Consider the following 25,506-nt stretch of genomic DNA (forward strand, 5'->3'; position numbering starts at 1 on the left):
CTTATAGTGAATCGACGGTCTGCCATTCCCCTGGTTGCAAGCTCCCCAGAGAAAGATTGCCCATACTGTAACGAATCAGGCGCAGGGTAGGGAAGCCGATATGTGCCGTCATGCGACGCACCTGGCGGTTTCGGCCCTCGTAGAGCGTGATTTTCAGCCAACTGGTGGGGATGGTCTTGCGTTCCCGGATCGGTGGATTGCGCGGCCATAGCCATTCTGGCTCTTCGACCCGTTCCGCTCCAACGGGCAGGGTTGGCCCATCGTTCAGCGTAACGCCAAGGCGCAATGCTGCCAGATCGCTATCCTGTGGTTCGCCTTCCACCTGCACATAGTAAATCTTACCGGTGCGTTTGCCGGGCTGGGTTAGCTGCGCCTGTAGCTTGCCGTCGTTGGTCAGCACCAGTAAGCCTTCGCTGTCGCGATCGAGGCGCCCGGCGGCATAAACATCGCTGAAAGGAATGAATTTTTTCAGGGTGACGCGGCCGGCTTCGTCGGTAAATTGTGGTAACACATCAAAGGGTTTGTTGAAGATAACCACTCGCCGCGGTGCCTGCGATTTCTGGCGGGCTGCGGGTTTACTGCGGCTGAATCGTTTAACTTGGTGATTTTTAACAGAGAATTTAGTCATGGTCTTTGAGATTTCGAATGATAAGCGCATTATAGCCTAATCCGTTTCGGATTGGCGCGAGCTGAATATTCAAGTAGTATTGACACGCATCTTACAAAGCATTAACAAAAATTGCGCTTGAAGACAGAAAGGAGAGGTTGATGGAAAGCAAAGTAGTTGTTCCGGCAGAAGGTAAAAAGATTACGGTTGATGCCCAGGGTAAACTGGTTGTTCCGCATAACCCTATCATCCCGTTCATCGAAGGTGACGGTATTGGCGTTGACGTTACCCCTGCCATGATCCACGTGGTGGATGCAGCGGTTAAAAAGGCCTACCACGGCGAACGTAAAATCTCCTGGATGGAAATCTATACCGGTGAAAAATCCACCCACGTTTACGGGAAAGACGTGTGGCTGCCGGAAGAAACTCTGGAACTCATTCGTGACTACCGCGTAGCGATCAAAGGCCCACTGACTACGCCAGTGGGTGGCGGTATTCGTTCTCTGAACGTGGCACTGCGCCAACAGCTCGATCTGTACGTGTGTCTGCGCCCGGTGCGTTATTACCAGGGCACACCAAGCCCGGTTAAGCAGCCAGAGCTGACCGATATGGTGATCTTCCGTGAAAACGCCGAAGACATCTATGCCGGTATCGAATGGAAAGCGGGTTCTGCAGAAGCCGACAAAGTGATCAAATTCCTGCGTGACGAAATGGGCGTGAAGAAGATCCGTTTCCCAGAGCAGTGCGGTATTGGCGTTAAGCCTTGTTCCGAAGAAGGCACCAAACGCCTGGTTCGTGCGGCCATCGAATATGCGATCACCAACGATCGTGATTCAGTGACGCTGGTTCACAAAGGCAACATCATGAAGTTCACCGAAGGTGCCTTCAAGGATTGGGGCTACGAACTGGCACGTGAAGAGTTCGGTGGTGAACTGATCGACGGCGGCCCATGGCTGAAAATCAAAAACCCGAACACCGGTAAAGAGATCGTGGTTAAAGACGTGATCGCCGACGCCTTCCTGCAGCAAATCCTGCTGCGCCCGGCTGAATACGACGTGATCGCCTGTATGAACCTGAACGGTGACTACATCTCCGACGCCCTGGCCGCTCAGGTTGGCGGTATCGGTATCGCACCTGGTGCCAACATCGGTTCCGATTGTGCGCTGTTTGAAGCCACCCACGGCACCGCGCCTAAGTATGCTGGCCAGGATAAAGTGAACCCAGGTTCCATCATCCTGTCCGCTGAGATGATGTTACGTCACATGGGCTGGTTTGAAGCTGCTGACCTGATCGTTAAGGGCATGGAAGGCGCTATCGCTGCCAAGACCGTGACCTACGATTTCGAACGTCAGCTAGAAGGCGCTAAGCTACTGAAATGTAGCGAGTTTGGCGACGCTATCGTTAAACACATGTAAGTGTGTTTGTGCGTTGAATGATAACGGGAGCCTGATGGTTCCCGTTTTTTATTATTCCAATTGCAACGGTTATCAAAACGTTATCAAAACAAGTTATCAAAACTCGGCCATTTGGGTGCTTTTGAGCCTAGAGGCTTAAGATTGAACTTGGTACAAACGGTAGGGCAGAATCGTTTGCTGGGATGGGCAACCTAATATCGGGTTCTACCACTGATGATTGTATATCAAGCTGAATGGTATTGGTTAAAAGTGTGGAAGGCTGTACTATCTGAGACCTCTAAAATACAACCAGGCTTTTGCAGCGATGTATAAATTCTACCCTCCAACGGAATACTCTCTCAGAAATATATCAGAGAACACAATTTACATGAATCCCCCTCATCTTTTCAACGATCCCTATGAGCTCGATTGCATTGTGGAAAGCGGGTTTCCACCTCTAGACAGTAAAACACCTCGTCTTAATCGTATATTAGAGGCTTGGCTTGGTGAGAGCATAGATATGAGCATAGTGAATAATTATTATACGGACTATACATCAAGTCTAATAGAACCTAAGTTAAATGATACTTCTTTCAGAAATAAAGTTAGAATTTCCTGTTTCACTAGAAGTCCATTTAATGCATTGATGTGGGCTTATTATGCCGATTCGATGAGCGGCATTTGTGTGGAGTATGACGAAGAAAAAATTTGCAGACTTAGTGAAGAAGACGCATATCTTTTTGATGTAGTGTACTCCGAAAAGTTTCCGGTAATTGATACAGCACTCTTGGCTGTCTGGGATTCAATAGCGGACTATCACCTAGATGTTTTTGAGAGTACTAGAGAGTATGAAAAACATAAAGAAATGTATGATGAAGGGTATGATGTTTCAATCAAATCAATAAAAGAGATATATCAAAAATCCTTGGCGACAAAGGCAAGGTTTTGGGAGCATGAAGCTGAAACTAGAATTGTTAAGATTGTTGATGATAATGTCAATGATGACTCTGGTTTTATACTGCCACTTATCGAAGACACAATAAAGTCTGTTATACTTGGTCCAAACATAAAGCCTGAATATAAAAATCATCTCTTGAGTATCTTGCAATCAAAAATATAATTGCAAAGGAGATTGTTAAATCAGGAAATTACAAATGGGAATTAAAAATCATCTAAAATGATAACCCTGAAAGTGATTTCATGTGTCTGCGGGCGTTTTAAATGTGAGCACTCAGGTGCTCGCTAACTCGCTAATAAAACGACTCGTTCCTGCAAATTTTTCTGGGCTGAAATACTCCTTAATGCTGGGGGAGTCACATTATACACTGAGGTTTAAAGACGTGGTCACTACCTAACTAGCAGCCATAGCCCTCAGGCAATCACCTTTATTACTTCTCCTTTAGTGAATTGAATTTTTTCCATCTCTCTAATAAAACGCTATGCGATATTTTATGTTTTATTTTTAAGTTGGCGCCCTCGAACTGTTGATAACCATGTTGGAGGGGGCCAGTAGATAAACGAATACTATTTGTTTCAGGCTCTATAGCAAATAAATGCAAGTCAAACAACGTATGAATATCACTACGAAGCAGCAGTCCATTACTGATATGATTATGGCTATCATTTCGATATGCATCAATATGAGCTGCTTCAAGAATATCTACGAGCTCACATCCAGTAACAGCACAGATAGGATTTGATTTTAAAAGTTTATCTCTGAATTTTTGTTGTCCACGTCGCTGTTTTATTTGTCGCTCGACTATTTTCCTTAGATCATCAGTCATTAAGTTTGGTATGTCATTATCTGCTTCTTCAGCCTTAAGGTCTAGAACATCAGCGGGTATAGAACCTAGTAATTCGATAGCCCATTGAAGATTAACCTCTTGAATTGACATTTGCCCATTGTAACGCGGGGTCTCGGTAATGAGTTGAGATATTGAAATATCTGTTATCTCTTTGTAGTATTCTCCATAATTGGCAATGAACTCTACTGCCGGTTCAAAAAGCACTCTTGGCACATCAAATTGGTGACCATTATCACAGCGCCATTCAGGTTTAATGGTTTTCCGAGGGAGGATTTTTTTTGCATTACAATCTAGGTGGCTACATTTATTGCGTTTTTTTATTGTGCTTTGTGTTGCTATTATATCTATAATAGAAACTCCAAGGACGCTATCTCTGTTCGTGACGATAACAATATCACCTTCTTTAACATTTTTGTGGTTAGCGACAAAACTATCATAACGATAAAAGACGGATGAGTTGTCATGGTAACCATCATTACCCCAATACCTTAAATCATCCTGTTCAATAGCCTTAAAAGACCATGCTTGCTGTGCCACGAAATTACCCTGTATATAAATAGCGTTGATTTGTACCATCAAATAGCAAATGGTTATAATTTGCAAGTCAAATCTTCAATGTCGTCGTGATGTCAACGTATTGTGATACACCACATGCTCAATAGACGAGTTTTTTACTGTACTTACAATTACCTCGCTTTATAGGACTATGGGCATCCGCTTCTGGCGCAGAACCGACAGTTGGATTTGATTAAGCCAAGAGTATAAAGTAACAGGCTAAGCATGAGCTAATACAAGTAAACACTTAAGGAGCGCATCTCAAGTTAGCAGCTAACCTTGATCCAATCTTTGCCCCTATCATCATGATAGCGATCGGTTTGGGTTTGTGTTTTGTGTCCCAGAAGTATCTGCGTGTTTACTCCCTGGGACTTATACAGCCTTTCGGCGAGCGAACGTTGCTCATGAAATGTTGCTGGTGTACCGTTTCCCCAATCAATATCAGTTTTATCTCTGGCCTTGCTAAAGTTGGTTGTCAGCGTATTACCTGAAACCTTGGCTCCACGCTGGGCCATTGATGTCGAACGGAAGTAATGAACCAGATACGGACTTACAGCATAATCTCTGCAACGCGAGATAACCTCACGTAAGGATATGTTCAAAGCATCGCATCGAAGAGAAAGCGGTATTGCCAACTTAGAACCTGTTTTTTCTTGCGAAATATGTAAGTGGTCATCCCAAACATCACTGAATTTCATTGCTGAGATATCACCCAGGCGCTGACCTGTGACTATGGCCAAGAGCATCGCATTACCCATGTATTGATGCTGTTTATCAGCAATATCGAAAATTTTCTGCCACTCTTCTAGGTTCAAACGCTGGCGTGTAATTTTCCTCCGCGGCTGCTTAGTGGCCTCTGCAGGGTTATAACCTGGTGGGACCTCACCTGCATGTTGAGCCTCTTTGAACACGTCGATCAAAACAGAGCGAACAACCTGAGCCATACGGGCCTGCCCAATAGCTTTGTACTCATCAAGGATCGCCGCAATATCCCGAGCATCAACAGCAGGCAGGGGTTTCATGCCAAGACTGTGGCGCATCAATGCCACGGGTTTATGTTTCTGCTTAAAAGTGTTCGGCCGGATATCTTGCGTGGCCAAACGCTCTTCCTGAATCTTCCAATAGCGATCGAGCCAGGTACTGACAGTAATTTCCTTGCCCTTAATACGAGCCAGCCGATCGCTTAGAGCCAAGATCTGCCGGCTACGCTGCTCCGCCAGTCGGTTATTCGCTTCGATCGCAATTTCACGGGCTTCCTGTTCATTATCACCAAGGGCGTGATACTTGCCAGTTACTGGATGTCGATACCGCCAATACACCTTGTTGACCTTGCGGCTAAATAACGGGTATAGGTTAGGAATATCAACATTGTTCTTACGTGGACGGGCTGCCATCGTTCAAGATCCTCAGTAACTTTGGATTATCAGTGTGCTTAATGACTGGGGAAGTGAGCGGGCCAACCAGCTCCGCATCTTCACGTACACGCCATAGTTTGCCTTCTTTACGTGCTGGTGGGGCGAAGTGGCCTTCCTTTGCACAGCGTCGTAAAGTATTCAGCGAGGGCGGTTTACTGCGGTATCGCTCCGCTGCCCATTCTTCAAGGGTTAACATCTGTAGCATAGGTTTTCTCCACACATAGCCCGCCGCATACGGGTGTGACACGTCACATTAATTTAAGATCATGCCAGCCAAGGTTTACCCAGCATGCCGCCTCGGTATCGAGACAGCACTTACCGACCGGCAACTGTTCGCCGCACCGCTGGCACTGCTTACCATTCAATTCCGCCAACCTTTCTTTCAGTTCCGCGTGGTCTTTACGGATCAGCATGGAAACGTACTCATTGAGGTCATACGGTTCCCGGCCAGGACGGCGGATCACGCAAGCCTCTTCGACCATTTGGTTCTCCTGCACATCCAGACGCAATTCCCGAACTACATCACCAGCGGCCCGTTGCCGGGCGCGCTGTTCTGCTTTACGTTCAGCAGATGGTTTAGCCATCAATATGCCTCCAGGATTTTCTGTCTTTCCTTGTAGGCTTTCAGCGCTTGCTTATAGCTGATCTTGGCCTCTTTAAGGTTTTTGCAGAACTCGCCAGAAACCCGACTGTTGCGCATGCGAACCTTGCCACGGTTATTCCAGTGGTGGCCGTACTCTCGCTCAGGAACATCGATCCCCAGCCATTCAGCGAAACTGAGTGTGCTTTCCGAATGCCAGTATTCCCGGTAGCGCTGTATCGAGAGGCTAACTTTTGGCAGTTTGTACTCGACCACATCGCCATAAATGAGCCCGTCAATAGGGTGGTAAGGTGCAGGTTCTCTTTCCCGCGCACTATCCAGAACGATGCCGATGTGGTTGCCCATATCCTTCACAATGGTACCTGGTGCACCGTAGGCAATTACTCGGCGTCCGACGCAGGCATTGACACCATAGTGCTGGTTGACCCACTCGAAGCTCATACCGCACCTACCTGTTGAGAATTCACCTGGTAGGCGATAGCCATCTGTTCTGCGTCATTCATGGCATCATGCAGGGAATGGTGTTTAACCATGGCAAAGCATGGCTGGTGGGTTCTTGGCAGGTAGCCTTTGGTACCTTTCACCATGGCGTCAATGTACGTGCGCACGTCACGCTTACCGGCAAAATGCCAAGGGCAGGTTAGGCCGCAGGTACGGTAAGCATTTTCGAGAATCGAACCATCAAGATCGGTGCCGCGGAAGAATATGCGAGCGTCCGGGTGCTTTTGGATCCACGCAGTAAGGTTAACCAGCGCCTGGCTCAGTGGTTCACGTTGGCCTGCAAGCGCTTCATGCGCTTCCTCTTCCTGCTTTTGCCACCATTGCTGCGTTTGAGCGCTAACTGTCCGGCCTTGCATCAACTGGCCGAAGGTATCAACCAACCCATAAAAAGCGGCGGGGGAGTAGTTCGCTAGCTCTGGATTGCGGGCTATCTCAAGGATCGATGATTGGACACCTTTTACATCCTGAATATTGAAAGCGAATCCACCGATAGAAAGGATCACTGCCGATGGCTTTACATCCATTGTTTCTGTATCAATCGTGATTGTGTTGAACATCGCTAATTACCCCACACTGATTTTCGGCAAAGCGAAGCCCCGCCAGAATTGGCAACTTTTCGCTGAGGGAAAATCGGGTTTAAAGATGGGAGGGCGCCCGCATAGCGCAGATCCTCCCGGTTAATTACTCACACATCAGGTGGCGCACCGTTCCGGTGGTTCTTAGACTATCCAGGTTTAAGGGGCCGGACAGTACGCCACCTGATATGTAATTTCGTCGGATATCCGCGCTCGCTTTCGCTACGGTGCCGCCGACACGGCGCATGCTATTTCAGTGGTGACACACGGCGTGAAACGTCGTAATCACCATATGGTGTATCACCCAGATCATCAGAGCCTTTAGCCCCCGCAAACTCATCAACCCGGATGATGCTGTAAGCGGCCCGAGTGAAATGGCGTGGTACGCGTTCGATGAACGTACCGTGGTATTTTTCACCTAAAGCATAATGTGGCTGAATCAGTACCCGCATACCGGGCTTAAGTGCTGTAGGTTTCATCGTTAAGATCCCCTTATTCGGCGATACGTATCACTGCGACAATCAGCGCGCCCCAAATGACAGACCCCGCCAAAACGCTAAACACTACTGCTCTACATCCGTTTTTGCTCATACTCTGCTTTCCTTACCGAGTACCACTACTGAGCGAATCATCCCGATCTTCATACGCCTCGGGCGGCTACTTCGTGGGTGTCCTGCTTGTTCGCTGTTGATGGCTTAAATCTAAAATAACTTAGCTTTATCGTCAAGCTCAAGAGCTAAATAAACTTAGATTTTGGTTCGTTAACCTGTGGACACAGGTTTTAAGGAAGGATTGAAAAGGGGGTTTTAGCGGCGCAATAAACGTCGATGCTCAACAAGAACACCTATTATTTCAATGCGTTCTGTAAGCGAGCTTTTGGTTGGATAATCAGGATTTAGTGGGACTAATTCAAAGACGTCCTGGCCATCTTGGGTAACGCCACGCGCACGATATTTTTTGAAAGTTGCCTCATGCTCTCCATTTTTTGCTACGACGTAATCGCCAGGGAGAGGGTTTATGTCTGGATCAATAATAATCAAATCGCCCTCTTTAAAGTCAGGCTCCATTGATTTCCCTTTGATTTTTAATGCAAAAGCCCCTTTGGATAGGGTTTGCTCTGTTAGCAGATAGTCTACGTTCCCCTCCAAGCTTCTCGCGTCACTTTCAGCCGTCCAAACACCAGCTTGCACATAGCTAATTAAAGGAACTCTTGTTGAGCCGAGAGTGGCCGGCGCTACATTGGAAACATCATCTTTCCCATAAAGTAGATATTCCTCTGTTACACCGAAATACCTGGCTAGCCCTGTAAGAGACTTACCGCCCGGCTCATTAAGATCACGCTCCCAGTACCCCACTGTAACGTCACTAACTTTCAGCGCCTTTGCTACCTGAGCCTGGGTAAGTTTCTTGGCCTTCCTAAGCCCTTTTAGTCTCTGTCCGAGTGTTTCCAAACCATCACCCTCAATCAAATAAAGCTAAGTTATCTTAGTTTTTATTGACCAAAATTAAATTAGGAAATAGTATCTAAGTATTCTTAGAAAAAGGAGGGTGTTATGACCACTAAAGAGCTGGAGGACTACTTTGGCAATCCAAACAAAGCTGCTGCATTTTTCGGCATTTCTCCAGAGGCGTTTTATCAATGGAGAAAAAGGCCTGGAATGCTAATCCCTAAAGGGCGCGCAGCTGAGGCATTTGCGCGCACGGGGGGAAGGCTTGTGTTTAACCCACTGCTTTACAAAAAGTCTACCGCTCCATCGGCTTAACCAAAACCACAGAAAGGGGGAAACCTTGTGGACAACAGAGACTTTCCAACCCAGGACGATATCAGCGAAGCCATACACAAGTTGATCACCCTGACGCCTGGCAAATACAGCGCCATGGCCAAGCAGTTGGATCCGCTAACCGGTACCGAAAACGCGCTGCGTAATCGGGTACGCCAGATCGCTGGCCAGGTAGTGCCGTTGGGTATGGCTGCCGAGATGGAATCGATCTCGGGCCGGACTGATATCACCGAAGCAATTTGTCGTCGTGCTGGTGGCGTGTTCGTGAAGCTGCCGGAAGTCGGCCAAGTGGATAACGAAGAGCTGCTGATCAAGTTCAACGAGTTGATGGCGGCGCTGGGGCAGTTTGCCCAGGCACATAACGAATTCACATCCGATGGGGTGCTGGATAAAAGCGAGAGTAAGCGGCTTAAGGCCAAAGGGTACCGAGTGCAATCACTGGTGGCAGAAATCTATGCCGTGACAGTGATGATGTTTGGAGAGGGTGACGCCCAGGATATGCGGTCCCGGGCGTCGGTCGCATCAATTAAACGTGTGGAGTAATTAACGCATGAGCAGTGTACGAAATTTAGCGGGTATTCCGCAACTTCGTTGCCGCGCTGTTACCGGTGGGCGGTCAGCTACAGCGTTTCGGTATGAGCTGAATGTACAGGGCCGGTGGTTGGCCATCAACCACAACTTTGCGGCCTGGGTTGTGGGTAACGGGGAGTTCCTGACTAAAGGAGCCCGCCCATGAACCCGATCGAGTTCATCCGTAAAAACATCGTGGCGCAGCTCGTTGGCGAGGGCTTTCCCGAAGATGTTGCCAGGGGGGGGCAGAAGAGGGCGTGGATCTCTACCGCCGCATGTCGCAAGCCAGCCGCAAAGGGCGTTGCTTCGACGACTGCCTCGCGCAGGCGCGCCAGCACTGCCGCTTTCAAACCCCGAAAAAGCCCAAAGGAGGATCGAATGGAAAACGAGGTAATCGTGCCGTTTGAAATGCTCTGTCGTGACAGTCACGGCGTGATAGTTCGCGTGACTGGGGTTGATCAACTGAACCACCGAGTCATTTTCCGGCGTCCAGGCTATGAGCATGATTGCGCCTGCCCGCGCCGCGACTTCGGTAAAAAATTCAAGAAGGTGGAGCAATGAGCATCCTCATGCAACTGCTTGATAGACCGATCGCCTTTCAACCTTCATTCGTTGCTATCGGTGCCGGTGTTACCGGAGCAGTGCTCTTGTCCCAGCTTGTCTACTGGCAAAACAGGATGGACGGCTGGTTCTACAAGACACAAGCCGAGCTGACCACTGAAACCGGGCTGACCCGTTACGAGCAGGAAGGCGCACGTAAGAAGCTGATCGCCGCTGGCGTACTGGAAGAGAAACTCCGTGGAGTACCGGCCAAGCTGTTCTTCCGTGTTAACGAAATCGCCCTGGAAACCCTGTTAATCCAGCATGCGGAAAACCAGCAATCCAGTATGCGGAAAACCCGCAAACTAGGATGCGGCAAACCAGCAGACAAGAATGCGGAAAACCCACAGGCAAGTTTGCAGGAAACCAGCGAACAGGTTAGGGGAAATCCCGCATCCATTCCTACAGGAGATTACACAGAGACTACAGCAGAGAATACAACAGAGATTGTACGTCCCCCGGCTTCGCCTGGTGACCAACAAGCGGTTGATCCTCTGAAAATCGATTACGCCTCTGTTTTGGATTTATTCCACACCACGCTCCCTGAGCTGCCGAAGGTTCTCAAGATCACCGAAGCCCGTCGCAAGGTACTGCGCAAGCTTTGGAAAGAGTACGACCTGAACGTTGAGAAGTGGGGCGCCTACCTGCGTTACATCGCCAAGAAATGTCGCTGGATGCTTGAAGACCGGCCTGACACCCATTCGGGCAAAACGTGGCGCCGTAAAGACTTCGATTACCTGATCACCGAGGGCTGCTACCTCAAGGTGAAAGAGGAACGGGCCAACGATCTGCCGAAGGTTCAAAAACTGGATACCGCCGCCCGTGACGAAGCCTATGAACGCCTTATCTCTCAGCGCCGCAAGCCGCGCAACGAGGTGGAGAGGCTTGCTAAGGAAATGGCGGGTTCATTTGGCCGAACCATCACGGATTACGAGGCCCGTAAGGCGTGGGCAGGTATTTGGGCGCAGGCACTGACCAAGGCCAGCGAGAACGATTTAGCGAGGTTGGCATCATGAAAAAATTAACGATCCCTGTGGACGTATTCGAAAGCGACCGCATCAACACCGGCATTCGTGGCCTAGTTCGCGCTGGCATGCTCAAAGACAACCCAGAAAGCCAACAGACCAGGGTAATGCTTGCCGCCGCAGGCGCAACGTGGCGCACTCTGCGTGATTTGGAGCTGCTGGTTTTGCAGATGTACGGCGTGGCTGATACCCAGTCAGCGATCAGCGCCCGGTTGCGTGAATTCAGCAAGCCACGTAATGGCCTGATCAAGGAGCGTCAAATGGTAAGAGCCGAGTCCGGGAAGATGGTTTATTTCTACCGCCTGGTAGCCGTAGAGCAGGAGGCCGCATGACGTTTATCACAGGAACGAGGGAGATCCTGCATCACCTCCGCCGCTGGTACCTACTGCGTGAAGCCGCTCGCACTTGGCAGGATCGCGGAGAATTTCGGGCCTATGCCATAAAGCGCGGCTGGCTGACCGCATGGCAGCGCCAGAACTTTGGCCGGGATTACTACGGCGTTAAGCGCTTGGCGCGTCGAGCTACGAAGGGGGCTGTATGACGGTAACAGTTAACAGCTATTTCTGCGGGGCAGGGCTGATGGATATCGGCTTGCTGGAGGCGGGGATCAAGATCAATCAGTCCTTTGAGATGGATCCCGATGCTTGCAAGACCTACCGGCACAATCTGGGCGACCACATCAAGCAGTGCGACCTGACACAAGAGCTTGTGCTCGATCAGAATACTTGCGATGGGATGTTCTTCACGTACCCATGCACCAAGTATTCCACGATCGGAGACATACACGGAGCACGTACCGGTGACGAGCTCTATCTCCACGCACTACGCCATATGTTCATAGCCCGGCCTGAATTCTTCGGCGCTGAGAACGTCCCTGGCATGCTGGCTTTCCCGATCGTCATGGAGGCCATGACCAAGATGCCAGATTATTATGTAACGGTATTCTGTCCGGTCAAGTCAGAGCTATGGCTACCACAACGCCGTAACCGGCTGATCATCATCGGCACTCGTCGCCCGTTCCCAATTCGCCCACCTGAGAACACAAAGCCGGTGGCACTGGCCTCAATTTTGGAGGAAGAACCACGAGTGACGCTGCCTGCAGCAATCAAAAAGCGCCTTAATGGTGGCTATCGTGACCTGCCGATTATCAGCGATCCGGCAAGGGGTGACATTGCGCCGACCTGTGTTGCTCACTACGCGAAAGACAAGAGCACTCGGTTGGTTGTTGATAAGCGTTTCCCGTTCGGCGTTCGCCCGTATTCAGTTCGGGAATATGCCCGCCTACAAGGGATCCCCGATTGGTTCACTTTCCCCGTTTCCGACAGTTCAGCGTACAAACAGATCGGTAACGGTGTGAGCAAGCAGGTCGGTGAATGGATGGGCAAAGAGATGATCCGCTACATGAAGCATGTGAGGGGCGCTGCATGAAATACCGTCTGATTTATGCGGATCCACCGTGGACCTATAACGACAAGTGCGCCGATGGCAAACGTGGGGTTGGTTTCAAATACTCAACGATGAAGGTTGCCGATATTTGCCGCTTACCCGTTTGGGACTTGGCTGCGGAATCTTGCTTACTGGCAATGTGGTGGGTACCGACTCAACCGGTCGAAGCATTGAAGGTTGTAGAGGCCTGGGGCTTCCGATTAATGACCATGAAGGGTTTCACCTGGCACAAGACGAACCGCAACAAGGGCAACAGCGCGATCGGTATGGGCCACATGACCCGCGCCAATAGTGAAGATTGCTTGTTTGCCGTCAAGGGACGGTTACCACCTCGCCTGGATGCATCGATCTGCCAGCATATCACTGCCCCGAGAATGGACCACAGCGCAAAGCCTGAGGTGTTCGGAGAGAAGTTGGTGCAGTTGCTGGGGGATATTCCACGTATTGAGCTGTTCGCCCGTCAGCAGGCGCCTGGCTGGCATACCTGGGGAAATCAGTGTGATCAGTCGGTGATTATGGTACCTGGTAAGGCTGAGGTGACCGCGTGAGAGCACTCCTGAAACCAATCATCCAGCCCGAGTTAGGACTGGTTTTCCTCAAGCCGGGCAAGGCGCTGCTGCCTATGTTCGGCGGGCGTGTCTTGATATCAACCGAGCCGCACGAATTCAGCAAGCTACCATCTGGTGCGCTGCCTGCTGCTGATCAGTTGATAGCGAACGATCCACGCTTCCAGCCTTTCTATCAGCAAGAAAGGGTGATCCGTGCCGCTGGTGGCATTAACGCGCTGGAGTATTGGGTATCCCAGATATCAGCCTGCCAGGCCGATGGTGAGCACTCTCGGCATATGGTAACCCTCCGCTACGGCAGCAGTGCATTACGTCTCTGTCAGAGCCACGACAACCTCTATACCGGGCAAACACTACCAAAGCTTGATGTAATCGCTGATACGAACAGGGCCGCCTGGATAGTCGATCGCGTGCGTGGCCATTTCCTGTTGCCGGAAGGCCACCAGCTAACCTTGCCTGAGTTGTGCTGGTGGGCTGTACTCCATGACCTTGCCGATCTTCTGCCAGAGGATGTATCAGCTGCCTCCTTGCGTGTGAAACCCTACACGGTACCAGCAGGAATCAAAAGGGAGGTTGATATCACCCATACGCCAGCGGCGCAGGAGATTGTGGCGGCAAAGGCCAGCAAGGCGATCAAGGTGTTGAAGATAGACCCAGAGCCACCGCAATCCCTCATGAAGATCCCGAAGCGTCACCGCTGGGTGAACCCGAAGTATCTGCAGTGGGTTAAGTCGCAGCCATGCGTCTGCTGTGGGTCCAGAGCTGACGATCCTCATCATATCATTGGCCACGGGCAGGGTGGCATGGGAACCAAGGCCCATGACCTACTCACCATTCCGCTATGCCGTCAGCATCATGAGGATTTACACCGTGACGTGTCACGGTGGGAAGTGGAGCACGGTAGTCAAATCGAGTTGTGGTATAGGTTCATTGATGGGTCGCTAAGTGTTGGTGCAATACTGTAGAATTATGACAATCTTTAAGAGGGAGAGAAAATGAATATCATAATTTCAGCAATAGTACTATTTGTTTGCTTCTTTTATTTTATAGCGTCCTTTTATTTAGAAGGACCGTTTTATGGCGTCGGTCGTGAAGAGCTTGGCCAATTTGGTGACTCGTGGGGGTTTCTGACCTCGATATTCTCGGCCATGGCTTTCATTGGTGTTTTACTTAATAATAGAATGCAAGTGAGTTCATTCAAAGAGGCAAGAAAAACTTATTCAGAGCAAGCAAGATTCATGAGGGTTCAGCAATTTGAGTCCAGTCTTTTTCAAATGTTGAGTTTATTGCAAGATATTATTAGTGATATGGATATATTTGGGAAAAAAGATAGGAAAGGAAGGGATTGTTTTAAGTTCATTTATTTGGTTGACCTAAAAAAAGGATTTACGTCATTCGCAATGAAGGAGAGGGAAAGTAATATACTTAATGAGAAATTCAGTTCAGTCTACAAGACTAATTTAGGGCATTTTTATGGTAAGATATATAAGAAACGGCAACAGGATCTTGGGCATTATTTCCGTTTTTTATTTAATATATTTAGATTTATTTCTGAGTCTGAGCTTAACTCAGGTGAAAAGAAAAAATATGCTAATATAGTGAGAGCTCAGCTATCGAATTATGAGCTTCTGATGTTGTTTTATAACTGTATTTATGCTGAGGGGCAGGCGTTTGAAAGATATGCCATTGAGTTTATGATATTTGATAATATGCCAATTAGCGAGCTTTTAGATATAAGACATGCACTATTGATTGATAGTAGAGCTTTACCTCAACCTAAAGTGGTTAAATCAGAGGAGCCAACTACTAATTAAACAGTCGCAAGAATAGGGTTAATGTGTGGATTAATTGGTGAGCTGGTATGCGGGCCAGACACCTGGAGAATTAGCATGAGAGATATGTATGAAGTTTTGTCCCGGTGGGGCGTGTGGGCTCGTGATAACAAAGGTGTTGGATATTCCAGCATAGCAGCCGGGTTTAAAAGGCTAATGCCGCAGCAATCAAGCGGTAAGCAGGCATGCAGTGACAATGACGGTCTAATGATCGATGGCTGCATAGCTAAATTGCTTAAGTTTAAGCCTGAGGAGCATGAACTAGTCATGAGACATCATCTGTATGGGCAGTCAATTCGCTCAATCGCGCGGGGGCGTAAATGCTCTGATGGGACAGTGCGAAAAATGATGCAGACGGCGGAGGGCTTTGTAGGTGGTTGCTTGGCCATGCTTGATGTAAAAATGGATATGGACATATAGCAAGAATGAGAGAACAAGGATCGATGTAAGACAGATATGGGGCTTATAATGCAGTCATTTTTCTAAACCCCATATCATTAATTTACATGGATGCGGTCACCTAAATAATACAGTCCAAAAAAGGTTGTTACTAACATCTGCCAAGAAAAGAAAGTGAATGCAACAATATAACACCAGTTTACTATGCCATTCTTAATCGTATTTATTACTGGCGCGGCAAAAGCATTGAGCATTACAATGCTAATACTCAATGCAGTAAGGAATGCAAACATCATGCAAAGAAATAATCTTCGGGTGAGTTTTTCTTGAACATCAATAGTTCTTCCATTTTCTTTAGTTCGTTTCACTTTAATAAATGGTGTTCCATTTAAGCCAATTAGAGGGTGGTCAATTTGCTCTCGATTGAAGGTCGCAATTGCAGCAAGTGCTGCAATGTAGAAACCAGGTAAGTTAGATATGAACCCGGAAACAGCTTTAACGAAACCTCCATCTTTAAGTAATTCACTTTCAGGGATGCTAAAAGTATAGAAAAACAAAATTGAAAGTGTTGTTAGAAAAGCAGGTGCGTACCAATCATAAGCCTGCTTCCCGCTAATCCCCTTTATAAAAAGGTAACTAAAAGGTTTTAGTAAGTGTGAAAAAATATTAAACATATGAACCTCACATAGTTTCTATTATTTTTATTACAAACTCTAAATTAATACTATCATAAGAGTCCTTTAGGCGCGATGAAAAATTGGTCAAAACACTTTTTTTTATGAATGTTTTCTCAAGGCTATCAAGCCTAATGTTTGAGGTTTGGAAGTCAACCTGTCTTGTTGCGCCAGTCTCTGGTTCTTTGAATTTTATTTTAATCATATCAAAGCCGCCATGATTGTCGTCTTTGAAATAATTCGATATAGAACGTAACCAGCCAATTACATCATTTGGGCCATGATTAGGAACTAGCCTTAGTGTGGTTTCTTTAGGAATAATTGCTGCATTTACATCTGGAGCATTTATGACTCTAAATTCATTTTTAAATAAAATTACGTCAGAAAGTCCTTCTTTATTTATTTTATTAAATAACTCTTGATCCAATTTTCCACTTATGTCAAAAACGGGTTTGTATAAAACCTTTATTGGTTTATTTGTAGAGGAAGAAACAATATTTGTCATGGTGTTGCAAGTGAATTTCCCCTCATTTTCTTTAGCTACTTTATACAAAACTCTGTCTAAAAATCCATTCATTTTAGCTGTTGAGATACCGGGTATGGGCATAAAACTCATGTCGTAAGTTCTCATTGTCCCATCTAGCGATATGAGTACATGAGATGAAACTTCATAGCCTTCACCTTCCTCGTGTTTTGGAGCGATTTCGGTTCGAGCATTTGTTTGCGTGTTTTTCAAAACGGTAGTGCTACCATTCTTATCTACTGCATTAATTAATAAACCAAGGTGTGTCGGAGCCTTATCAGTTCTAGTCGAGAATAGCTTTGCATCTTGTAAAGTGAGAACTAGATCACCTTTTTCATAGCTATGCTCCATACCTTTCTGAGCCTGTATCAACAAAACAAGATCACGCATTGTTGGTATAGGGCAAGTGCAATTCGCTTTGGTGCTTTCATCCATTTTTTTTGTACGAAATTTTGTATCAATGGTAACTGTATGATGTGTGATGATCCTGCTAAAAGCATCCAAAGTGGCCATGTATGATATCCGTATTTTTGCTAAAAAATTTGCTGTGTAAATAAATTTTACATAATTGCTAACGCGTACGCAAAATTAATTGTAATGTGGTAAGAGTGATTACGCAGTTAGTAGCTTATCCAATCAAAAAACCTTGCACCGGCAGGGTTTTGTCGTTTTAGAGTTTGTGAGTTGGGCAGCGGTTAGCGTGTTACCAGCAAACTAACCGCCAGTCGCTCATGCTTTTCGGTCACAAGCGAACCTTTGCCCATGCTGCTTAACAGCGGTATGAGCCTATCAAAAGAGGGCGCTCATGATTTTAGGTACCAGTCTTGTCAACGCTGACACAATCGAATACATCAAAACCCTGCCTGATAACTGCATCGACCTGATCGCGACTGACCCGCCGTATTACCGGGTAAAGAGTTGTGATTGGGATAACCAATGGAAGACCGAGGCAGACTATCTAGCCTGGCTAGATGCGTTACTGCTTGAGTTTTGGCGGGTACTCAAGCCGAGCGGCAGCCTTTACATGTTCTGTGGCAGCCGGTTAGCGTCAGATACTGAGCTGCTGGTACGCCAGCGGTTCGACGTGCTGAGTCATATCGTGTGGGCCAAGCCCTCCGGGCCGTGGAGACGCCAGAACAAAGAGAGCCTACGTGCTTTCTTCCCGGCAACCGAGCGGCTCATCTTTGCGGGGCATTATGCCGGGCCGTATCAGTCAAAAGATACCGGCCACGCTGCCAAGTGTTCTGAGCTGAAGCAAAACGTCTTCAAACCGCTGATCAACTATTTCAAATCGGCACGGCAGGCACTGAACGTATCAGCCAAAGAGATAAACGCCGCCACAGGTCGCCAGATGGCCAGCCACTGGTTTAGCGAAAGCCAATGGCACCTGCCCAGCGAAAAACAGTATCTGGCGCTACAAGAGCTTTTCCGGCGTAAGGCTATCGAGCAGCACCAGGCTGGTTGGCTCGATAAGCCGCATCATGTTCTTGTGCGTGAATATGCCTCACTGAATCGGGAATACAAGGCGCTTTGCCAGGAGTACAAACAATTGCGGCGGCCTTTCTCCGTGTCTGTGGATGTGCCGTATACCGATGTCTGGACATTCCCACCGGTGCAGTATTATCCAGGCAAGCACCCTTGCGAAAAGCCAGCAGCCATGATGGCGCACATTATCAACACCAGCAGTCGCCCTGGTGATGTGGTGGCAGATTTCTTTATGGGATCCGGCTCCACCATCAAAGAGGCGATAAAGCTGGGCCGTATTGGCCTAGGCGTGGAGCTGGAAAAGGAACGATTCGATCAAACCTTCAGGGAGATAAACCCGGAGGGATAAACGAGCCTCGGCATAGTCCGGGGCTTTTCTATATCTATCACCCGATGATCGGGCAAGACCCCGACCTGGGGGAGGTTATGAAAATCATGCCGGAGAAAATAGCGACATTCTTCTCTTACTTTACTTCTGGGACGCTTATCACCATGGGATGGCTAGTTGAATGGTTTAAGAACATTGACTGGAACCAGGTGGCGGTGATTAGCGGCATCGTGATCGGTATCGCGACCTTCCTTACCAACTTTTATTACAAGCGCCGCCAGACAAAGGCCATGGAGCATGCAGCCCAAAGGGGCATCATTATTCATCCTGAGGGGGATTAACATGCCAATGTCACCCACATTGCGTAAATCGTTGATCGCCGCCGCTGGTGGTGGAACCATTGCCATTGCTGCCGTGCTGGTCCCCGATCTGGAGGGTGTTCGCTATGAGCCTTATCGTGATGTAGCTGGGGTACTGACTGTTTGCTATGGGCACACCGGGGCCGACATTGTGATCGGCAAGCGCTATACCTCGGGCGAATGCGGGGCACTGCTCGATAAAGATCTGGTGCCTTTTGCCCGTTCAGTTGAGCGATCGGTAAAAATCCCAGCGAGTGAATACCAGAAGGCGTCTCTGATCAGTTTCAGCTACAACGTCGGCGTCAAAGCCTTCGAATCCTCCACGCTGCTGAGAAAGCTCAATGCTGGTGACAGCAAAGGAGCTTGCGATGAAATGCGCCGATGGAATAAGGCTGGTGGCAAGGTCTGGAAGGGACTTATTAATCGGCGTGAAGTTGAGCGAGAGATCTGTAACTGGGGGCGGAAATGAAAAATCTATCCCGGCACGGTCTTATTGGTGTGTTGTTGGTGGCCATCTTGCTGGGCTGGTACAGCTCCGTGCTGACCGACAGACTTGATAAGGCCGATAAAGCAAATGAAAAGCTGGTGGAAGCAGTAGGCGATCGGGACGGCATAATCAAAGCGCTAAATGATGCTGCTGGTGCTGACCGGCGCGCCACCGAGGAGCAACTGAAAATCGAACAGCAGAAGAGAGCCAAGGCTGATGCTGAAAACAGAAAGTTACGCGAGGCTCTGGAGCATAGTGGCTGTGGCAATCAGCCTTTGCCTGATGATGTTATCTACATCCTGCGCCGAGAGAGTTAAACCCGCACCAGCCCCGCAGATTATCTACGTGTACCCGCCCGCCGTATATACGCAGCTATGCGAGAAAACCCCGTTCACTGGCTCAACGTTCGGTGATGCCGTCATTGCACTGCAGGTCGCGCAGAACGAACTGGATGTATGTGCGTCTCGGATTGAGGGGCTGATTAAGTGGCAGAGAGAAACTCTGGGTAATAAATAAAGCCCTCTGACAGGTCGAGCATAATGTTTTTTCTAATATGTATTTAGAGTAATCTAGCACCTCAATTGTTAATTAAGGTGTCGATATGGAATTACGTGATATAGGGCAGCGTCTTTATAACGTCTTATGCAACGCGTTTACGGCTAACAACGGCAGACCTTTTTTTGTAGAAATTAGTGACGTGATGCTAGCCATTAATGAGAATGTACGGATCCCCGTAACAAAAGAAGAAGTTATTGGGGTGATTTTGAATGACCCATTTAGGCAAAAAGATGCATTTGGAATTGTGAGGCAGGATTCTAGTCTTTTCGAACCAGGTCGCACTAACGATGTTATAACATCGGTAAGCATGTCAGAACGAGCATATAACTATCCTCAAGATTGGGGACTAAAATAGTTTCGCGATAGTAGCTTGAACTACATGTATCCTCATGTTTTTATTAGGTTAACAATAACCAAGAGCCTCGGCATAGTCCGGGGCTTTTCTATGTGAGGTACCCCATGCCACCAAGGATACCCAGGGCATGCCGTAAGCACGGCTGTCGTCATACCACCACCGACCGCTCAGGCTACTGCACCGAACATCAGAACACAGGCTGGGAAGTACACCAACAGGGCAAGAGCAGGCACCAGCGTGGTTACGGTAACGACTGGACTATTCGCCGCGCCCGTATCCTCAAGCGCGATAACCATATCTGCCAGGAGTGCCTGCGTAATGGCAGGGCAACACCGGCTACAACAGTGGATCACATTGTACCCAAGGCGCATGGGGGTACCGATGACGATTCGAATCTTGAAAGCCTGTGCTGGACAGATCACCGCCGCAAGACAGCAATGGAGAGACTGCGATGAGCTACCAGCGATGCACATACTGTGGCTCACAGCAACACACGAAAGCCAATTGCCCGCACACCTTCGGCGGCTCAGCAAGGCGAGCAAATCTGCACTGCGGCTATTGTGGCGGCTCTGGGCATACATCAAACGCCTGCCTGCATAACGCCAGCGCTGGTCGGCGCAGGGAGTTGAACGATGACTTTTATACCGATTGATACCATTGTGAAATGATTGAATTTTGAATTATTCACCATCAAATGATATCAATTCTCATCACCGGGCGGGGGGGGATCAAATCTCTGCAACCTTTTGCCCAAAGTACCGCCGCATTACCTTTTTTCACACCGCCGCAGGTTAGGAAACTTTTTTTGGGGATCCCTAGCGGCTATTAATAGGAGTTTTCGATTATGCCTGGACCACCGAAAACCCCGACACACCTGACTTTAGTGAAGGGGAACCCATCAAAACGGGCGATCAACAAAAACGAGCCAAAACCGCCATCTGGGGTACCCCCAACACCCAAACATTTTGATAAGCAGGGGAAGTATTGGTTTAAACGGATCGGGGAGGAACTTGATGCCGTCGGTGTGATGACCACCCTTGATGCAAAGGCGCTCGAATTATTGATCGAGGCTTATGTCGAGTACCGACATCACTGCGACACGTTGGATCGTGAAGGATACACCTACGCGGTATACAGCGAAGACGCGCCCGATGAAGGAAAAGAGCGGGAAATCAGAATGATTAAGCAGCATCCAGCCGCCATCATGAAGGCGGATGTCTGGAAACGAATTCGTGCCATGCTTTCTGAGTTTGGTATGACCCCCGCAAGTCGCTCCAAAGTCGGTGCCAAAGGCCCGGTAGAGGCCGACCCACTGGAAGAATTCCTTAAAAAGCGCAAATGATGAATGGCAACCGTTGCAGATGGATTCCGCTACGCAGAGCGCGTGGTATCTGGCGATATTGTTGCTGGCGAACTGGTGCGCCTGGCGTGCCAGCGGTTCCTTCATGATCTAGAGCACGGCCCTGGGCGCGGTGTTTACTTCGATGAAGGCCGCGCCCAGCACATTCTCGATTTTTATAACTTTGTTCCACATGTTAAAGGACACCTGACCGGCAAGCCAATCGACCTGATGGATTGGCATATATTCATCCTTATAAACCTGTTCGGGTTTGTTGTTCCCCTCATCAATGAAATAACGTTTGAAGCCATGCTGGACGACGACGGCGATCCTGTTTTTGTACGCCGATTCCGTACAGCTTATGACGAAGTCGCACGTAAGAACGCTAAATCAACGCTGTCCTCTGGCATCGGCCTTTATATGACCGGTGCTGATGGTGAGGGTGGTGCAGAGGTTTATTCAGCAGCAACAACCCGCGATCAGGCCCGCATTGTGTTTGACGATGCCAAACGAATGATCAAGTTGGCACCTAAGACGCTTGGGCGACTGTTCGGCAGCAACAAACTGAACATCCACCAGGAGCGCTCCGGCTCTAAATTCGAGCCGGTAGCCAGCGATGCGAACAATCTGGATGGTTTGAATATTCATTGCGGGATCGTGGATGAACTACACGCCCATAAAACCCGTGACGTTTGGGATGTACTGGAGACTGCGACCGGTGCCCGTCTGCAATCACTGCTTTTCGCTATCACCACGGCCGGTTTTAACAAAGAGGGCATCTGCTACGAACAGCGTGATTACGCTATCAAGGTATTACGTAACTTTGACAACCCAGACCCCTTATCCGTTAAGGATGATAGTTATTTTGCTCTGATCTATACCCTTGATAAGGAAGACGATCCCTTTGATGAGGCCAACTGGCCGAAAGCCAATCCGGGTCTCGGCATTTGTAAACGTTGGGATGACATGCGCCGCCTGGCCAAGAAAGCCAAGGAACAGGTGGCAGCACGTATTAACTTCTTTACCAAGCATCTCAATATCTGGGTGCAGGGTGAAAATGCCTGGATGGATATGTCCCGCTGGGATAAATGCCGGGATGAGTGGGCGTCTTTACTTACCGCGGCATGGCCAATGTGGCTTGGGGTTGACCTTGCAAACAAGATCGACATTTCCGCTGCAGTGAAAGTCTGGCAGGCACCAAATGGTGACATTTACATTAAATCCCGCTTCTGGATACCAGAAGGCCGTTTGGAGGCGTGTTCTAAGCAGCAGGCGGAGCTTTACCGCAAATGGAATGAAGCTGGTTACCTTGAGTTTACGGATGGTGATGTGGTCGATCATGCGCTGATCAAAGAGGAAACATTGGCTTGGGCTGGTGGTGATTCGATGAATGAGCTGGCGTATGACCCGTGGAGCGCCACACAGTTTGGCCTGGCTATTGCCGCAGAGGGTGTGCCAGTTGTCGAGGTTGCTCAGACGGTGAAAAACCTTTCCGAAGCCATGAAAGAAACTGAGGCTAAAGTTTACGCTGGCCGCCTACATCATGACGGCAATCCCGTAATGACCTGGATGATGTCAAATATCACGGTCAAACCGGACAAAAATGAAAATATCTTCCCTAACAAATCCACACCAGAAAATAAGATAGATGGCCCTGTCGCAATGTTTATCGCAATGAGCCGTCTGCTTGTAAATGGTGGCGGAGAGGGGGATTTCCTTTCCACTCTCGATCCAGACGAAGAACTACTGACCCTATGAAATCACTCATTATCGACCTTTGCGGGTTGGCCGGCTTCGGCTTGCTCGTCGCAGGGCTTTACCTGCAATACGGCACCGCGATCGCGCTAATGGCTGGTGGCGGTTCAATGCTGGCGTTTGCGCTGGCGGCGGCCAGGAGGAATAAACGTGCTATTTGATGCCCTTTTCCGTAGCGAATCGCTGGAAAACCCTGCCACCCCGATCACTGGCGACAGTGTTGATATGGGGTTTCGGGCGGGTGATGTCTTTGTCAGCCCTGAAACCTCCATGAAACTGGCTGCGGTTTATGCCTGTATCTACGTGCTGTCTTCTACGCTGGCGCAGATGCCAGTGCATGTGATGCGTAAAACTGGCGACAAGGTGGTGCAGGGCCGGGATCATCCACTATTTTACCTGGTGCACGATGAGCCGAACGAGTGGCAGACCAGCTATAAGTGGCGGGAACTCAAAGAGCGCCACGTTTTGGGGTGGGGCAACGGGTACACAAAGATCGTTCGATCTCGCCGGGGCGAAGTTACCGCGCTGGAAGCCTGCATGCCATGGCAAACCACGCTGCTCAATACCGGTGGCCGGTACACCTACGGGGTATACAACGAAGAAGGTAGCTTTGCCATTAACCCCCACGACATGATCCACATCCGGGCGCTGGGCAATAACCAAAAAATGGGGCTGAGTCCCATCCTGCAGCATGCTGAAACGATCGGCATGGGGATGAGTGGACAGCAGTACACCAGTAACTTCTTTGGTGGCAATGCTAGGCCTGCGGGGATCGTATCCGTTAAATCCGCTTTGAATGCCGAGTCGTGGGCACGGCTGAAAGAGATGTGGCAGAAGGCCACACACGCCTTACGCAGCCAGGAAAACAAAACCATGCTGCTGCCCGCCGAGTTGGATTACCAGGCGCTGACTGTATCTCCGGTGGATGCCCAGCTCATCGACCTGATGAAGCTTAACCGGTCGCAGATTGCCGGGATCTTCAATATTCCGGCGCACATGATCAACGACCTGGAGAAGGCAACGTTCTCCAACATCACCCAGCAATCCATCCAGTTTGTTCGCCATACGGTCATGCCGTGGATCGTGAACTGGGAACAGGAGTTAAACCGCCGCCTGTTCACAGCCGTCGAGCGCGCGGCAGGGTATTACATCCGGTTTAACCTGGCTGGCCTGTTACGCGGTACCCCGCAGGAACGCGCCCAGTTCTACCACTTTGCTATTACAGACGGGTGGATGAGCCGGAACGAGGCCCGCGCCTTTGAAGATATGAACCCGGTTGACGGCTTGGATGAAATGCTGGTCAGCGTCAATGCGGCCAACCCAGTCAAAGACTTTACAGACCCCAAAAAAGAGGAAAACCCCGATGAGTGACAGAGAAACACGCTGTTACGGTGGTGAGGTGCGCGCCCAGCAGGAAGAAAACCAGCCTACGCACATTATCGGCTACGGCTCGGTATTCGATAGCCGCTCAGAGGTGCTCTGGGGCTTTCGCGAAATCATCAAGCCTGGTGCTTTTGATGATGTACTCAAAGATGACGTTCGCGGCCTGTTTAACCACGATCCCAACTTTATCTTGGGCCGCAGTTCGGCGGGTACCTTGTCGTTATCCGTGGATGCTCGGGGGCTGCAATACAACATTGTGGCGCCGGAAACCCAGACCATTCGCGATCTGGTGATCAGCCCTATGCAGCGCGGCGACATCAACCAATCTTCCTTTTCCTTCCGTGTCGCCCGTGATGGCGAGGACTGGTATCAGGATGAACAAGGGGTGGTGATCCGTGAGATTACCAAGGTTTCGCGCCTGTTCGACGTAAGCCCGGTGACCTACCCCGCCTATCAGGAGGCTGATTCAGCCGTCCGATCCATGAAAGCCTGGCAGGAGGCGCGTGATAGTGGCGCGTTGCAGAAAGCCATTAACCAACGAATGGCGCGCGAGCGCGTGCTGACTTTATTAAATGCGTAAGGAAAGAC

Annotated in this window: 36 protein-coding genes; 25 read left to right on the forward strand and 11 right to left on the reverse strand. The window is 49.0% G+C overall.

What is annotated here, in order from left to right; genetic code table 11:
• Position 1 precedes the first annotated feature (1 nt).
• The gene (gene rluE / locus D9980_RS05235; protein WP_121608953.1) at positions 2–628 is read right to left on the reverse strand and encodes a 23S rRNA pseudouridine(2457) synthase RluE; all 627 of its coding nucleotides are present in this window, start codon (positions 626–628) and stop codon (positions 2–4) included.
• Positions 629–768: 140 nt separating this feature from the next.
• Here rluE and icd point away from each other — a divergent pair, with 140 nt between their 5' ends.
• Both icd and D9980_RS05245 read left to right on the forward strand, forming a co-directional pair.
• On the forward strand, positions 769–2,022 hold the full coding sequence (gene icd / locus D9980_RS05240; protein ID WP_121606620.1) for an NADP-dependent isocitrate dehydrogenase: 1,254 nt from the start codon (positions 769–771) through the stop codon (positions 2,020–2,022).
• Between the two features lie 415 nt (positions 2,023–2,437).
• Complete coding sequence (locus D9980_RS05245; RefSeq protein ID WP_162304236.1) at positions 2,438–3,121, forward strand: DUF2971 domain-containing protein; 684 nt, start codon at positions 2,438–2,440, stop codon at positions 3,119–3,121.
• Positions 3,122–3,389: 268 nt separating this feature from the next.
• On the opposite strand, the gene D9980_RS05250 is transcribed toward D9980_RS05245, so the two are convergent.
• From D9980_RS05250 to D9980_RS05285, 8 genes are all read right to left on the reverse strand, one after another.
• Positions 3,390–4,343 carry an HNH endonuclease gene (locus D9980_RS05250; RefSeq protein ID WP_121608954.1) on the reverse strand — a complete coding sequence of 318 codons (954 nt, stop codon included), beginning with the start codon at positions 4,341–4,343 and terminating at the stop codon, positions 3,390–3,392.
• 284 nt (positions 4,344–4,627) lie between these two features.
• Complete coding sequence (locus tag D9980_RS05255) at positions 4,628–5,755, reverse strand: site-specific integrase (RefSeq protein WP_121606622.1); 1,128 nt, start codon at positions 5,753–5,755, stop codon at positions 4,628–4,630.
• Complete coding sequence (locus D9980_RS05260; RefSeq protein ID WP_121606623.1) at positions 5,736–5,981, reverse strand: excisionase; 246 nt, start codon at positions 5,979–5,981, stop codon at positions 5,736–5,738. Before D9980_RS05260 ends, D9980_RS05255 begins: the two co-directional genes overlap by 20 nt.
• A gap of 43 nt (positions 5,982–6,024) precedes the next feature.
• Positions 6,025–6,360, reverse strand: coding sequence for a hypothetical protein (locus D9980_RS05265; protein WP_121606624.1), 336 nt, complete (start codon positions 6,358–6,360; stop codon positions 6,025–6,027).
• Entirely contained in the window at positions 6,360–6,818 is a 459-nt protein-coding gene (locus D9980_RS05270) for a hypothetical protein (RefSeq protein WP_121606625.1), read from the reverse strand. The genes D9980_RS05265 and D9980_RS05270 overlap by 1 nt, the downstream gene beginning before the upstream one ends.
• Entirely contained in the window at positions 6,815–7,435 is a 621-nt protein-coding gene (locus tag D9980_RS05275) for a 3'-5' exonuclease (protein ID WP_121606626.1), read from the reverse strand. Before D9980_RS05275 ends, D9980_RS05270 begins: the two co-directional genes overlap by 4 nt.
• A 266-nt stretch (positions 7,436–7,701) precedes the next feature.
• Positions 7,702–7,932 (reverse strand): hypothetical protein, encoded by a 231-nt coding sequence (locus tag D9980_RS05280; RefSeq protein WP_121606627.1) that lies wholly within the window; start codon positions 7,930–7,932, stop codon positions 7,702–7,704.
• 327 nt (positions 7,933–8,259) lie between these two features.
• The gene (locus D9980_RS05285; protein ID WP_121606628.1) at positions 8,260–8,904 is read right to left on the reverse strand and encodes a LexA family transcriptional regulator; all 645 of its coding nucleotides are present in this window, start codon (positions 8,902–8,904) and stop codon (positions 8,260–8,262) included.
• A gap of 102 nt (positions 8,905–9,006) precedes the next feature.
• Here D9980_RS05285 and D9980_RS05290 point away from each other — a divergent pair, with 102 nt between their 5' ends.
• The 11 genes from D9980_RS05290 to D9980_RS05345 all read left to right on the forward strand — a co-directional run bounded on the left by D9980_RS05290 (position 9,007) and on the right by D9980_RS05345 (position 15,693).
• Positions 9,007–9,216: a Cro/CI family transcriptional regulator gene (locus tag D9980_RS05290; protein WP_121606629.1), complete on the forward strand. Its 210-nt coding sequence runs from the start codon at positions 9,007–9,009 to the stop codon at positions 9,214–9,216.
• Positions 9,217–9,243: 27 nt separating this feature from the next.
• The gene (locus tag D9980_RS05295) at positions 9,244–9,777 is read left to right on the forward strand and encodes a YmfL family putative regulatory protein (RefSeq protein ID WP_121606630.1); all 534 of its coding nucleotides are present in this window, start codon (positions 9,244–9,246) and stop codon (positions 9,775–9,777) included.
• Positions 9,778–9,966: 189 nt separating this feature from the next.
• Positions 9,967–10,365, forward strand: a complete 399-nt coding sequence (locus tag D9980_RS26940) for a DUF4222 domain-containing protein (RefSeq protein ID WP_238393687.1) — start codon at positions 9,967–9,969, stop codon at positions 10,363–10,365.
• Complete coding sequence (locus D9980_RS05310; RefSeq protein ID WP_202913975.1) at positions 10,362–11,420, forward strand: hypothetical protein; 1,059 nt, start codon at positions 10,362–10,364, stop codon at positions 11,418–11,420. The genes D9980_RS26940 and D9980_RS05310 overlap by 4 nt, the downstream gene beginning before the upstream one ends.
• Entirely contained in the window at positions 11,417–11,761 is a 345-nt protein-coding gene (locus D9980_RS05315) for a hypothetical protein (protein ID WP_121606632.1), read from the forward strand. The genes D9980_RS05310 and D9980_RS05315 overlap by 4 nt, the downstream gene beginning before the upstream one ends.
• Positions 11,758–11,970: a hypothetical protein gene (locus tag D9980_RS05320; protein WP_121606633.1), complete on the forward strand. Its 213-nt coding sequence runs from the start codon at positions 11,758–11,760 to the stop codon at positions 11,968–11,970. The genes D9980_RS05315 and D9980_RS05320 overlap by 4 nt, the downstream gene beginning before the upstream one ends.
• Positions 11,967–12,857 (forward strand): DNA cytosine methyltransferase, encoded by an 891-nt coding sequence (locus D9980_RS05325; protein ID WP_121606634.1) that lies wholly within the window; start codon positions 11,967–11,969, stop codon positions 12,855–12,857. Before D9980_RS05320 ends, D9980_RS05325 begins: the two co-directional genes overlap by 4 nt.
• On the forward strand, positions 12,854–13,423 hold the full coding sequence (locus D9980_RS05330; protein ID WP_121606635.1) for an MT-A70 family methyltransferase: 570 nt from the start codon (positions 12,854–12,856) through the stop codon (positions 13,421–13,423). Before D9980_RS05325 ends, D9980_RS05330 begins: the two co-directional genes overlap by 4 nt.
• On the forward strand, positions 13,420–14,406 hold the full coding sequence (locus D9980_RS05335) for a DUF968 domain-containing protein (RefSeq protein ID WP_121606636.1): 987 nt from the start codon (positions 13,420–13,422) through the stop codon (positions 14,404–14,406). The genes D9980_RS05330 and D9980_RS05335 overlap by 4 nt, the downstream gene beginning before the upstream one ends.
• A gap of 30 nt (positions 14,407–14,436) precedes the next feature.
• Positions 14,437–15,255, forward strand: coding sequence for a putative phage abortive infection protein (locus D9980_RS05340; RefSeq protein WP_121606637.1), 819 nt, complete (start codon positions 14,437–14,439; stop codon positions 15,253–15,255).
• 75 nt (positions 15,256–15,330) lie between these two features.
• On the forward strand, positions 15,331–15,693 hold the full coding sequence (locus D9980_RS05345) for an antiterminator Q family protein (protein ID WP_121606638.1): 363 nt from the start codon (positions 15,331–15,333) through the stop codon (positions 15,691–15,693).
• Positions 15,694–15,770: 77 nt separating this feature from the next.
• Here D9980_RS05345 and D9980_RS05350 read toward each other — a convergent pair whose 3' ends face one another.
• Together D9980_RS05350 and D9980_RS05355 are read right to left on the reverse strand one after the other, a co-directional pair.
• Positions 15,771–16,346 carry a hypothetical protein gene (locus D9980_RS05350; RefSeq protein WP_121606639.1) on the reverse strand — a complete coding sequence of 192 codons (576 nt, stop codon included), beginning with the start codon at positions 16,344–16,346 and terminating at the stop codon, positions 15,771–15,773.
• 7 nt (positions 16,347–16,353) lie between these two features.
• Positions 16,354–17,382 (reverse strand): hypothetical protein, encoded by a 1,029-nt coding sequence (locus D9980_RS05355; protein ID WP_121606640.1) that lies wholly within the window; start codon positions 17,380–17,382, stop codon positions 16,354–16,356.
• Positions 17,383–17,674: 292 nt separating this feature from the next.
• Here D9980_RS05355 and D9980_RS05360 point away from each other — a divergent pair, with 292 nt between their 5' ends.
• The 12 genes from D9980_RS05360 (at position 17,675) to D9980_RS05415 (ending at position 25,498) form a co-directional block, all read left to right on the forward strand.
• Positions 17,675–18,703: a site-specific DNA-methyltransferase gene (locus D9980_RS05360; protein ID WP_121606641.1), complete on the forward strand. Its 1,029-nt coding sequence runs from the start codon at positions 17,675–17,677 to the stop codon at positions 18,701–18,703.
• A gap of 77 nt (positions 18,704–18,780) precedes the next feature.
• The gene (locus D9980_RS05365; protein ID WP_121608956.1) at positions 18,781–19,023 is read left to right on the forward strand and encodes a phage holin; all 243 of its coding nucleotides are present in this window, start codon (positions 18,781–18,783) and stop codon (positions 19,021–19,023) included.
• A gap of 1 nt (position 19,024) precedes the next feature.
• Positions 19,025–19,510, forward strand: coding sequence for a lysozyme (locus D9980_RS05370; protein WP_305000456.1), 486 nt, complete (start codon positions 19,025–19,027; stop codon positions 19,508–19,510).
• Positions 19,507–19,845, forward strand: coding sequence for a DUF2570 family protein (locus D9980_RS05375; RefSeq protein ID WP_121606642.1), 339 nt, complete (start codon positions 19,507–19,509; stop codon positions 19,843–19,845). Before D9980_RS05370 ends, D9980_RS05375 begins: the two co-directional genes overlap by 4 nt.
• Entirely contained in the window at positions 19,814–20,044 is a 231-nt protein-coding gene (locus D9980_RS27225; RefSeq protein WP_121606643.1) for a hypothetical protein, read from the forward strand. Before D9980_RS05375 ends, D9980_RS27225 begins: the two co-directional genes overlap by 32 nt.
• Before the next feature lie 85 nt (positions 20,045–20,129).
• Complete coding sequence (locus D9980_RS05385) at positions 20,130–20,441, forward strand: hypothetical protein (protein WP_121606644.1); 312 nt, start codon at positions 20,130–20,132, stop codon at positions 20,439–20,441.
• Between the two features lie 104 nt (positions 20,442–20,545).
• A complete protein-coding gene (locus D9980_RS05390) occupies positions 20,546–20,896 on the forward strand; it encodes an HNH endonuclease (protein ID WP_121606645.1) in 351 nt (116 codons plus the stop codon).
• Positions 20,897–21,285: 389 nt separating this feature from the next.
• Positions 21,286–21,783 (forward strand): phage terminase small subunit P27 family, encoded by a 498-nt coding sequence (locus D9980_RS05400; protein ID WP_121606647.1) that lies wholly within the window; start codon positions 21,286–21,288, stop codon positions 21,781–21,783.
• Between the two features lie 3 nt (positions 21,784–21,786).
• Positions 21,787–23,538 (forward strand): terminase large subunit, encoded by a 1,752-nt coding sequence (locus D9980_RS05405; RefSeq protein WP_121606648.1) that lies wholly within the window; start codon positions 21,787–21,789, stop codon positions 23,536–23,538.
• On the forward strand, positions 23,535–23,696 hold the full coding sequence (locus D9980_RS26825; RefSeq protein WP_021805898.1) for a hypothetical protein: 162 nt from the start codon (positions 23,535–23,537) through the stop codon (positions 23,694–23,696). The genes D9980_RS05405 and D9980_RS26825 overlap by 4 nt, the downstream gene beginning before the upstream one ends.
• Positions 23,686–24,906 (forward strand): phage portal protein, encoded by a 1,221-nt coding sequence (locus D9980_RS05410; RefSeq protein ID WP_121606649.1) that lies wholly within the window; start codon positions 23,686–23,688, stop codon positions 24,904–24,906. The genes D9980_RS26825 and D9980_RS05410 overlap by 11 nt, the downstream gene beginning before the upstream one ends.
• Positions 24,899–25,498 (forward strand): HK97 family phage prohead protease, encoded by a 600-nt coding sequence (locus tag D9980_RS05415; RefSeq protein WP_121606650.1) that lies wholly within the window; start codon positions 24,899–24,901, stop codon positions 25,496–25,498. Before D9980_RS05410 ends, D9980_RS05415 begins: the two co-directional genes overlap by 8 nt.
• Positions 25,499–25,506: the final 8 nt, after the last annotated feature.

The organism is Serratia sp. 3ACOL1 (assembly GCF_003668775.1).
GTDB lineage: Bacteria > Pseudomonadota > Gammaproteobacteria > Enterobacterales > Enterobacteriaceae > Chania > Chania fonticola.

Excerpts from the sequence above, each read along its gene's own strand:
- D9980_RS27225 (WP_121606643.1), top strand. The coding sequence starts at position 19,814 with ATGTTATCTACATCCTGCGCCGAGAGAGTTAAACCCGCACCAGCCCCG.
- D9980_RS05270 (WP_121606625.1), bottom strand. The coding sequence starts at position 6,818 with ATGAGCTTCGAGTGGGTCAACCAGCACTATGGTGTCAATGCCTGCGTC.
- D9980_RS05265 (WP_121606624.1), bottom strand. The coding sequence starts at position 6,360 with ATGGCTAAACCATCTGCTGAACGTAAAGCAGAACAGCGCGCCCGGCAA.
- D9980_RS05400 (WP_121606647.1), top strand. The coding sequence starts at position 21,286 with ATGCCTGGACCACCGAAAACCCCGACACACCTGACTTTAGTGAAGGGG.
- D9980_RS05260 (WP_121606623.1), bottom strand. The coding sequence starts at position 5,981 with ATGCTACAGATGTTAACCCTTGAAGAATGGGCAGCGGAGCGATACCGC.
- D9980_RS05280 (WP_121606627.1), bottom strand. The coding sequence starts at position 7,932 with ATGAAACCTACAGCACTTAAGCCCGGTATGCGGGTACTGATTCAGCCA.
- D9980_RS05275 (WP_121606626.1), bottom strand. The coding sequence starts at position 7,435 with ATGTTCAACACAATCACGATTGATACAGAAACAATGGATGTAAAGCCA.
- D9980_RS05385 (WP_121606644.1), top strand. The coding sequence starts at position 20,130 with ATGGAATTACGTGATATAGGGCAGCGTCTTTATAACGTCTTATGCAAC.
- D9980_RS05310 (WP_202913975.1), top strand. The coding sequence starts at position 10,362 with ATGAGCATCCTCATGCAACTGCTTGATAGACCGATCGCCTTTCAACCT.
- D9980_RS05375 (WP_121606642.1), top strand. The coding sequence starts at position 19,507 with ATGAAAAATCTATCCCGGCACGGTCTTATTGGTGTGTTGTTGGTGGCC.
- D9980_RS05315 (WP_121606632.1), top strand. The coding sequence starts at position 11,417 with ATGAAAAAATTAACGATCCCTGTGGACGTATTCGAAAGCGACCGCATC.
- icd (WP_121606620.1), top strand. The coding sequence starts at position 769 with ATGGAAAGCAAAGTAGTTGTTCCGGCAGAAGGTAAAAAGATTACGGTT.
- D9980_RS26940 (WP_238393687.1), top strand. The coding sequence starts at position 9,967 with ATGAACCCGATCGAGTTCATCCGTAAAAACATCGTGGCGCAGCTCGTT.
- D9980_RS05405 (WP_121606648.1), top strand. The coding sequence starts at position 21,787 with ATGGCAACCGTTGCAGATGGATTCCGCTACGCAGAGCGCGTGGTATCT.
- rluE (WP_121608953.1), bottom strand. The coding sequence starts at position 628 with ATGACTAAATTCTCTGTTAAAAATCACCAAGTTAAACGATTCAGCCGC.
- D9980_RS05370 (WP_305000456.1), top strand. The coding sequence starts at position 19,025 with ATGCCAATGTCACCCACATTGCGTAAATCGTTGATCGCCGCCGCTGGT.
- D9980_RS05330 (WP_121606635.1), top strand. The coding sequence starts at position 12,854 with ATGAAATACCGTCTGATTTATGCGGATCCACCGTGGACCTATAACGAC.
- D9980_RS05365 (WP_121608956.1), top strand. The coding sequence starts at position 18,781 with ATGAAAATCATGCCGGAGAAAATAGCGACATTCTTCTCTTACTTTACT.
- D9980_RS05355 (WP_121606640.1), bottom strand. The coding sequence starts at position 17,382 with ATGGCCACTTTGGATGCTTTTAGCAGGATCATCACACATCATACAGTT.
- D9980_RS05290 (WP_121606629.1), top strand. The coding sequence starts at position 9,007 with ATGACCACTAAAGAGCTGGAGGACTACTTTGGCAATCCAAACAAAGCT.
- D9980_RS05415 (WP_121606650.1), top strand. The coding sequence starts at position 24,899 with ATGAGTGACAGAGAAACACGCTGTTACGGTGGTGAGGTGCGCGCCCAG.
- D9980_RS05255 (WP_121606622.1), bottom strand. The coding sequence starts at position 5,755 with ATGGCAGCCCGTCCACGTAAGAACAATGTTGATATTCCTAACCTATAC.
- D9980_RS05320 (WP_121606633.1), top strand. The coding sequence starts at position 11,758 with ATGACGTTTATCACAGGAACGAGGGAGATCCTGCATCACCTCCGCCGC.
- D9980_RS05390 (WP_121606645.1), top strand. The coding sequence starts at position 20,546 with ATGCCACCAAGGATACCCAGGGCATGCCGTAAGCACGGCTGTCGTCAT.
- D9980_RS05350 (WP_121606639.1), bottom strand. The coding sequence starts at position 16,346 with ATGTTTAATATTTTTTCACACTTACTAAAACCTTTTAGTTACCTTTTT.
- D9980_RS05325 (WP_121606634.1), top strand. The coding sequence starts at position 11,967 with ATGACGGTAACAGTTAACAGCTATTTCTGCGGGGCAGGGCTGATGGAT.
- D9980_RS05360 (WP_121606641.1), top strand. The coding sequence starts at position 17,675 with ATGATTTTAGGTACCAGTCTTGTCAACGCTGACACAATCGAATACATC.
- D9980_RS05340 (WP_121606637.1), top strand. The coding sequence starts at position 14,437 with ATGAATATCATAATTTCAGCAATAGTACTATTTGTTTGCTTCTTTTAT.
- D9980_RS05345 (WP_121606638.1), top strand. The coding sequence starts at position 15,331 with ATGAGAGATATGTATGAAGTTTTGTCCCGGTGGGGCGTGTGGGCTCGT.
- D9980_RS26825 (WP_021805898.1), top strand. The coding sequence starts at position 23,535 with ATGAAATCACTCATTATCGACCTTTGCGGGTTGGCCGGCTTCGGCTTG.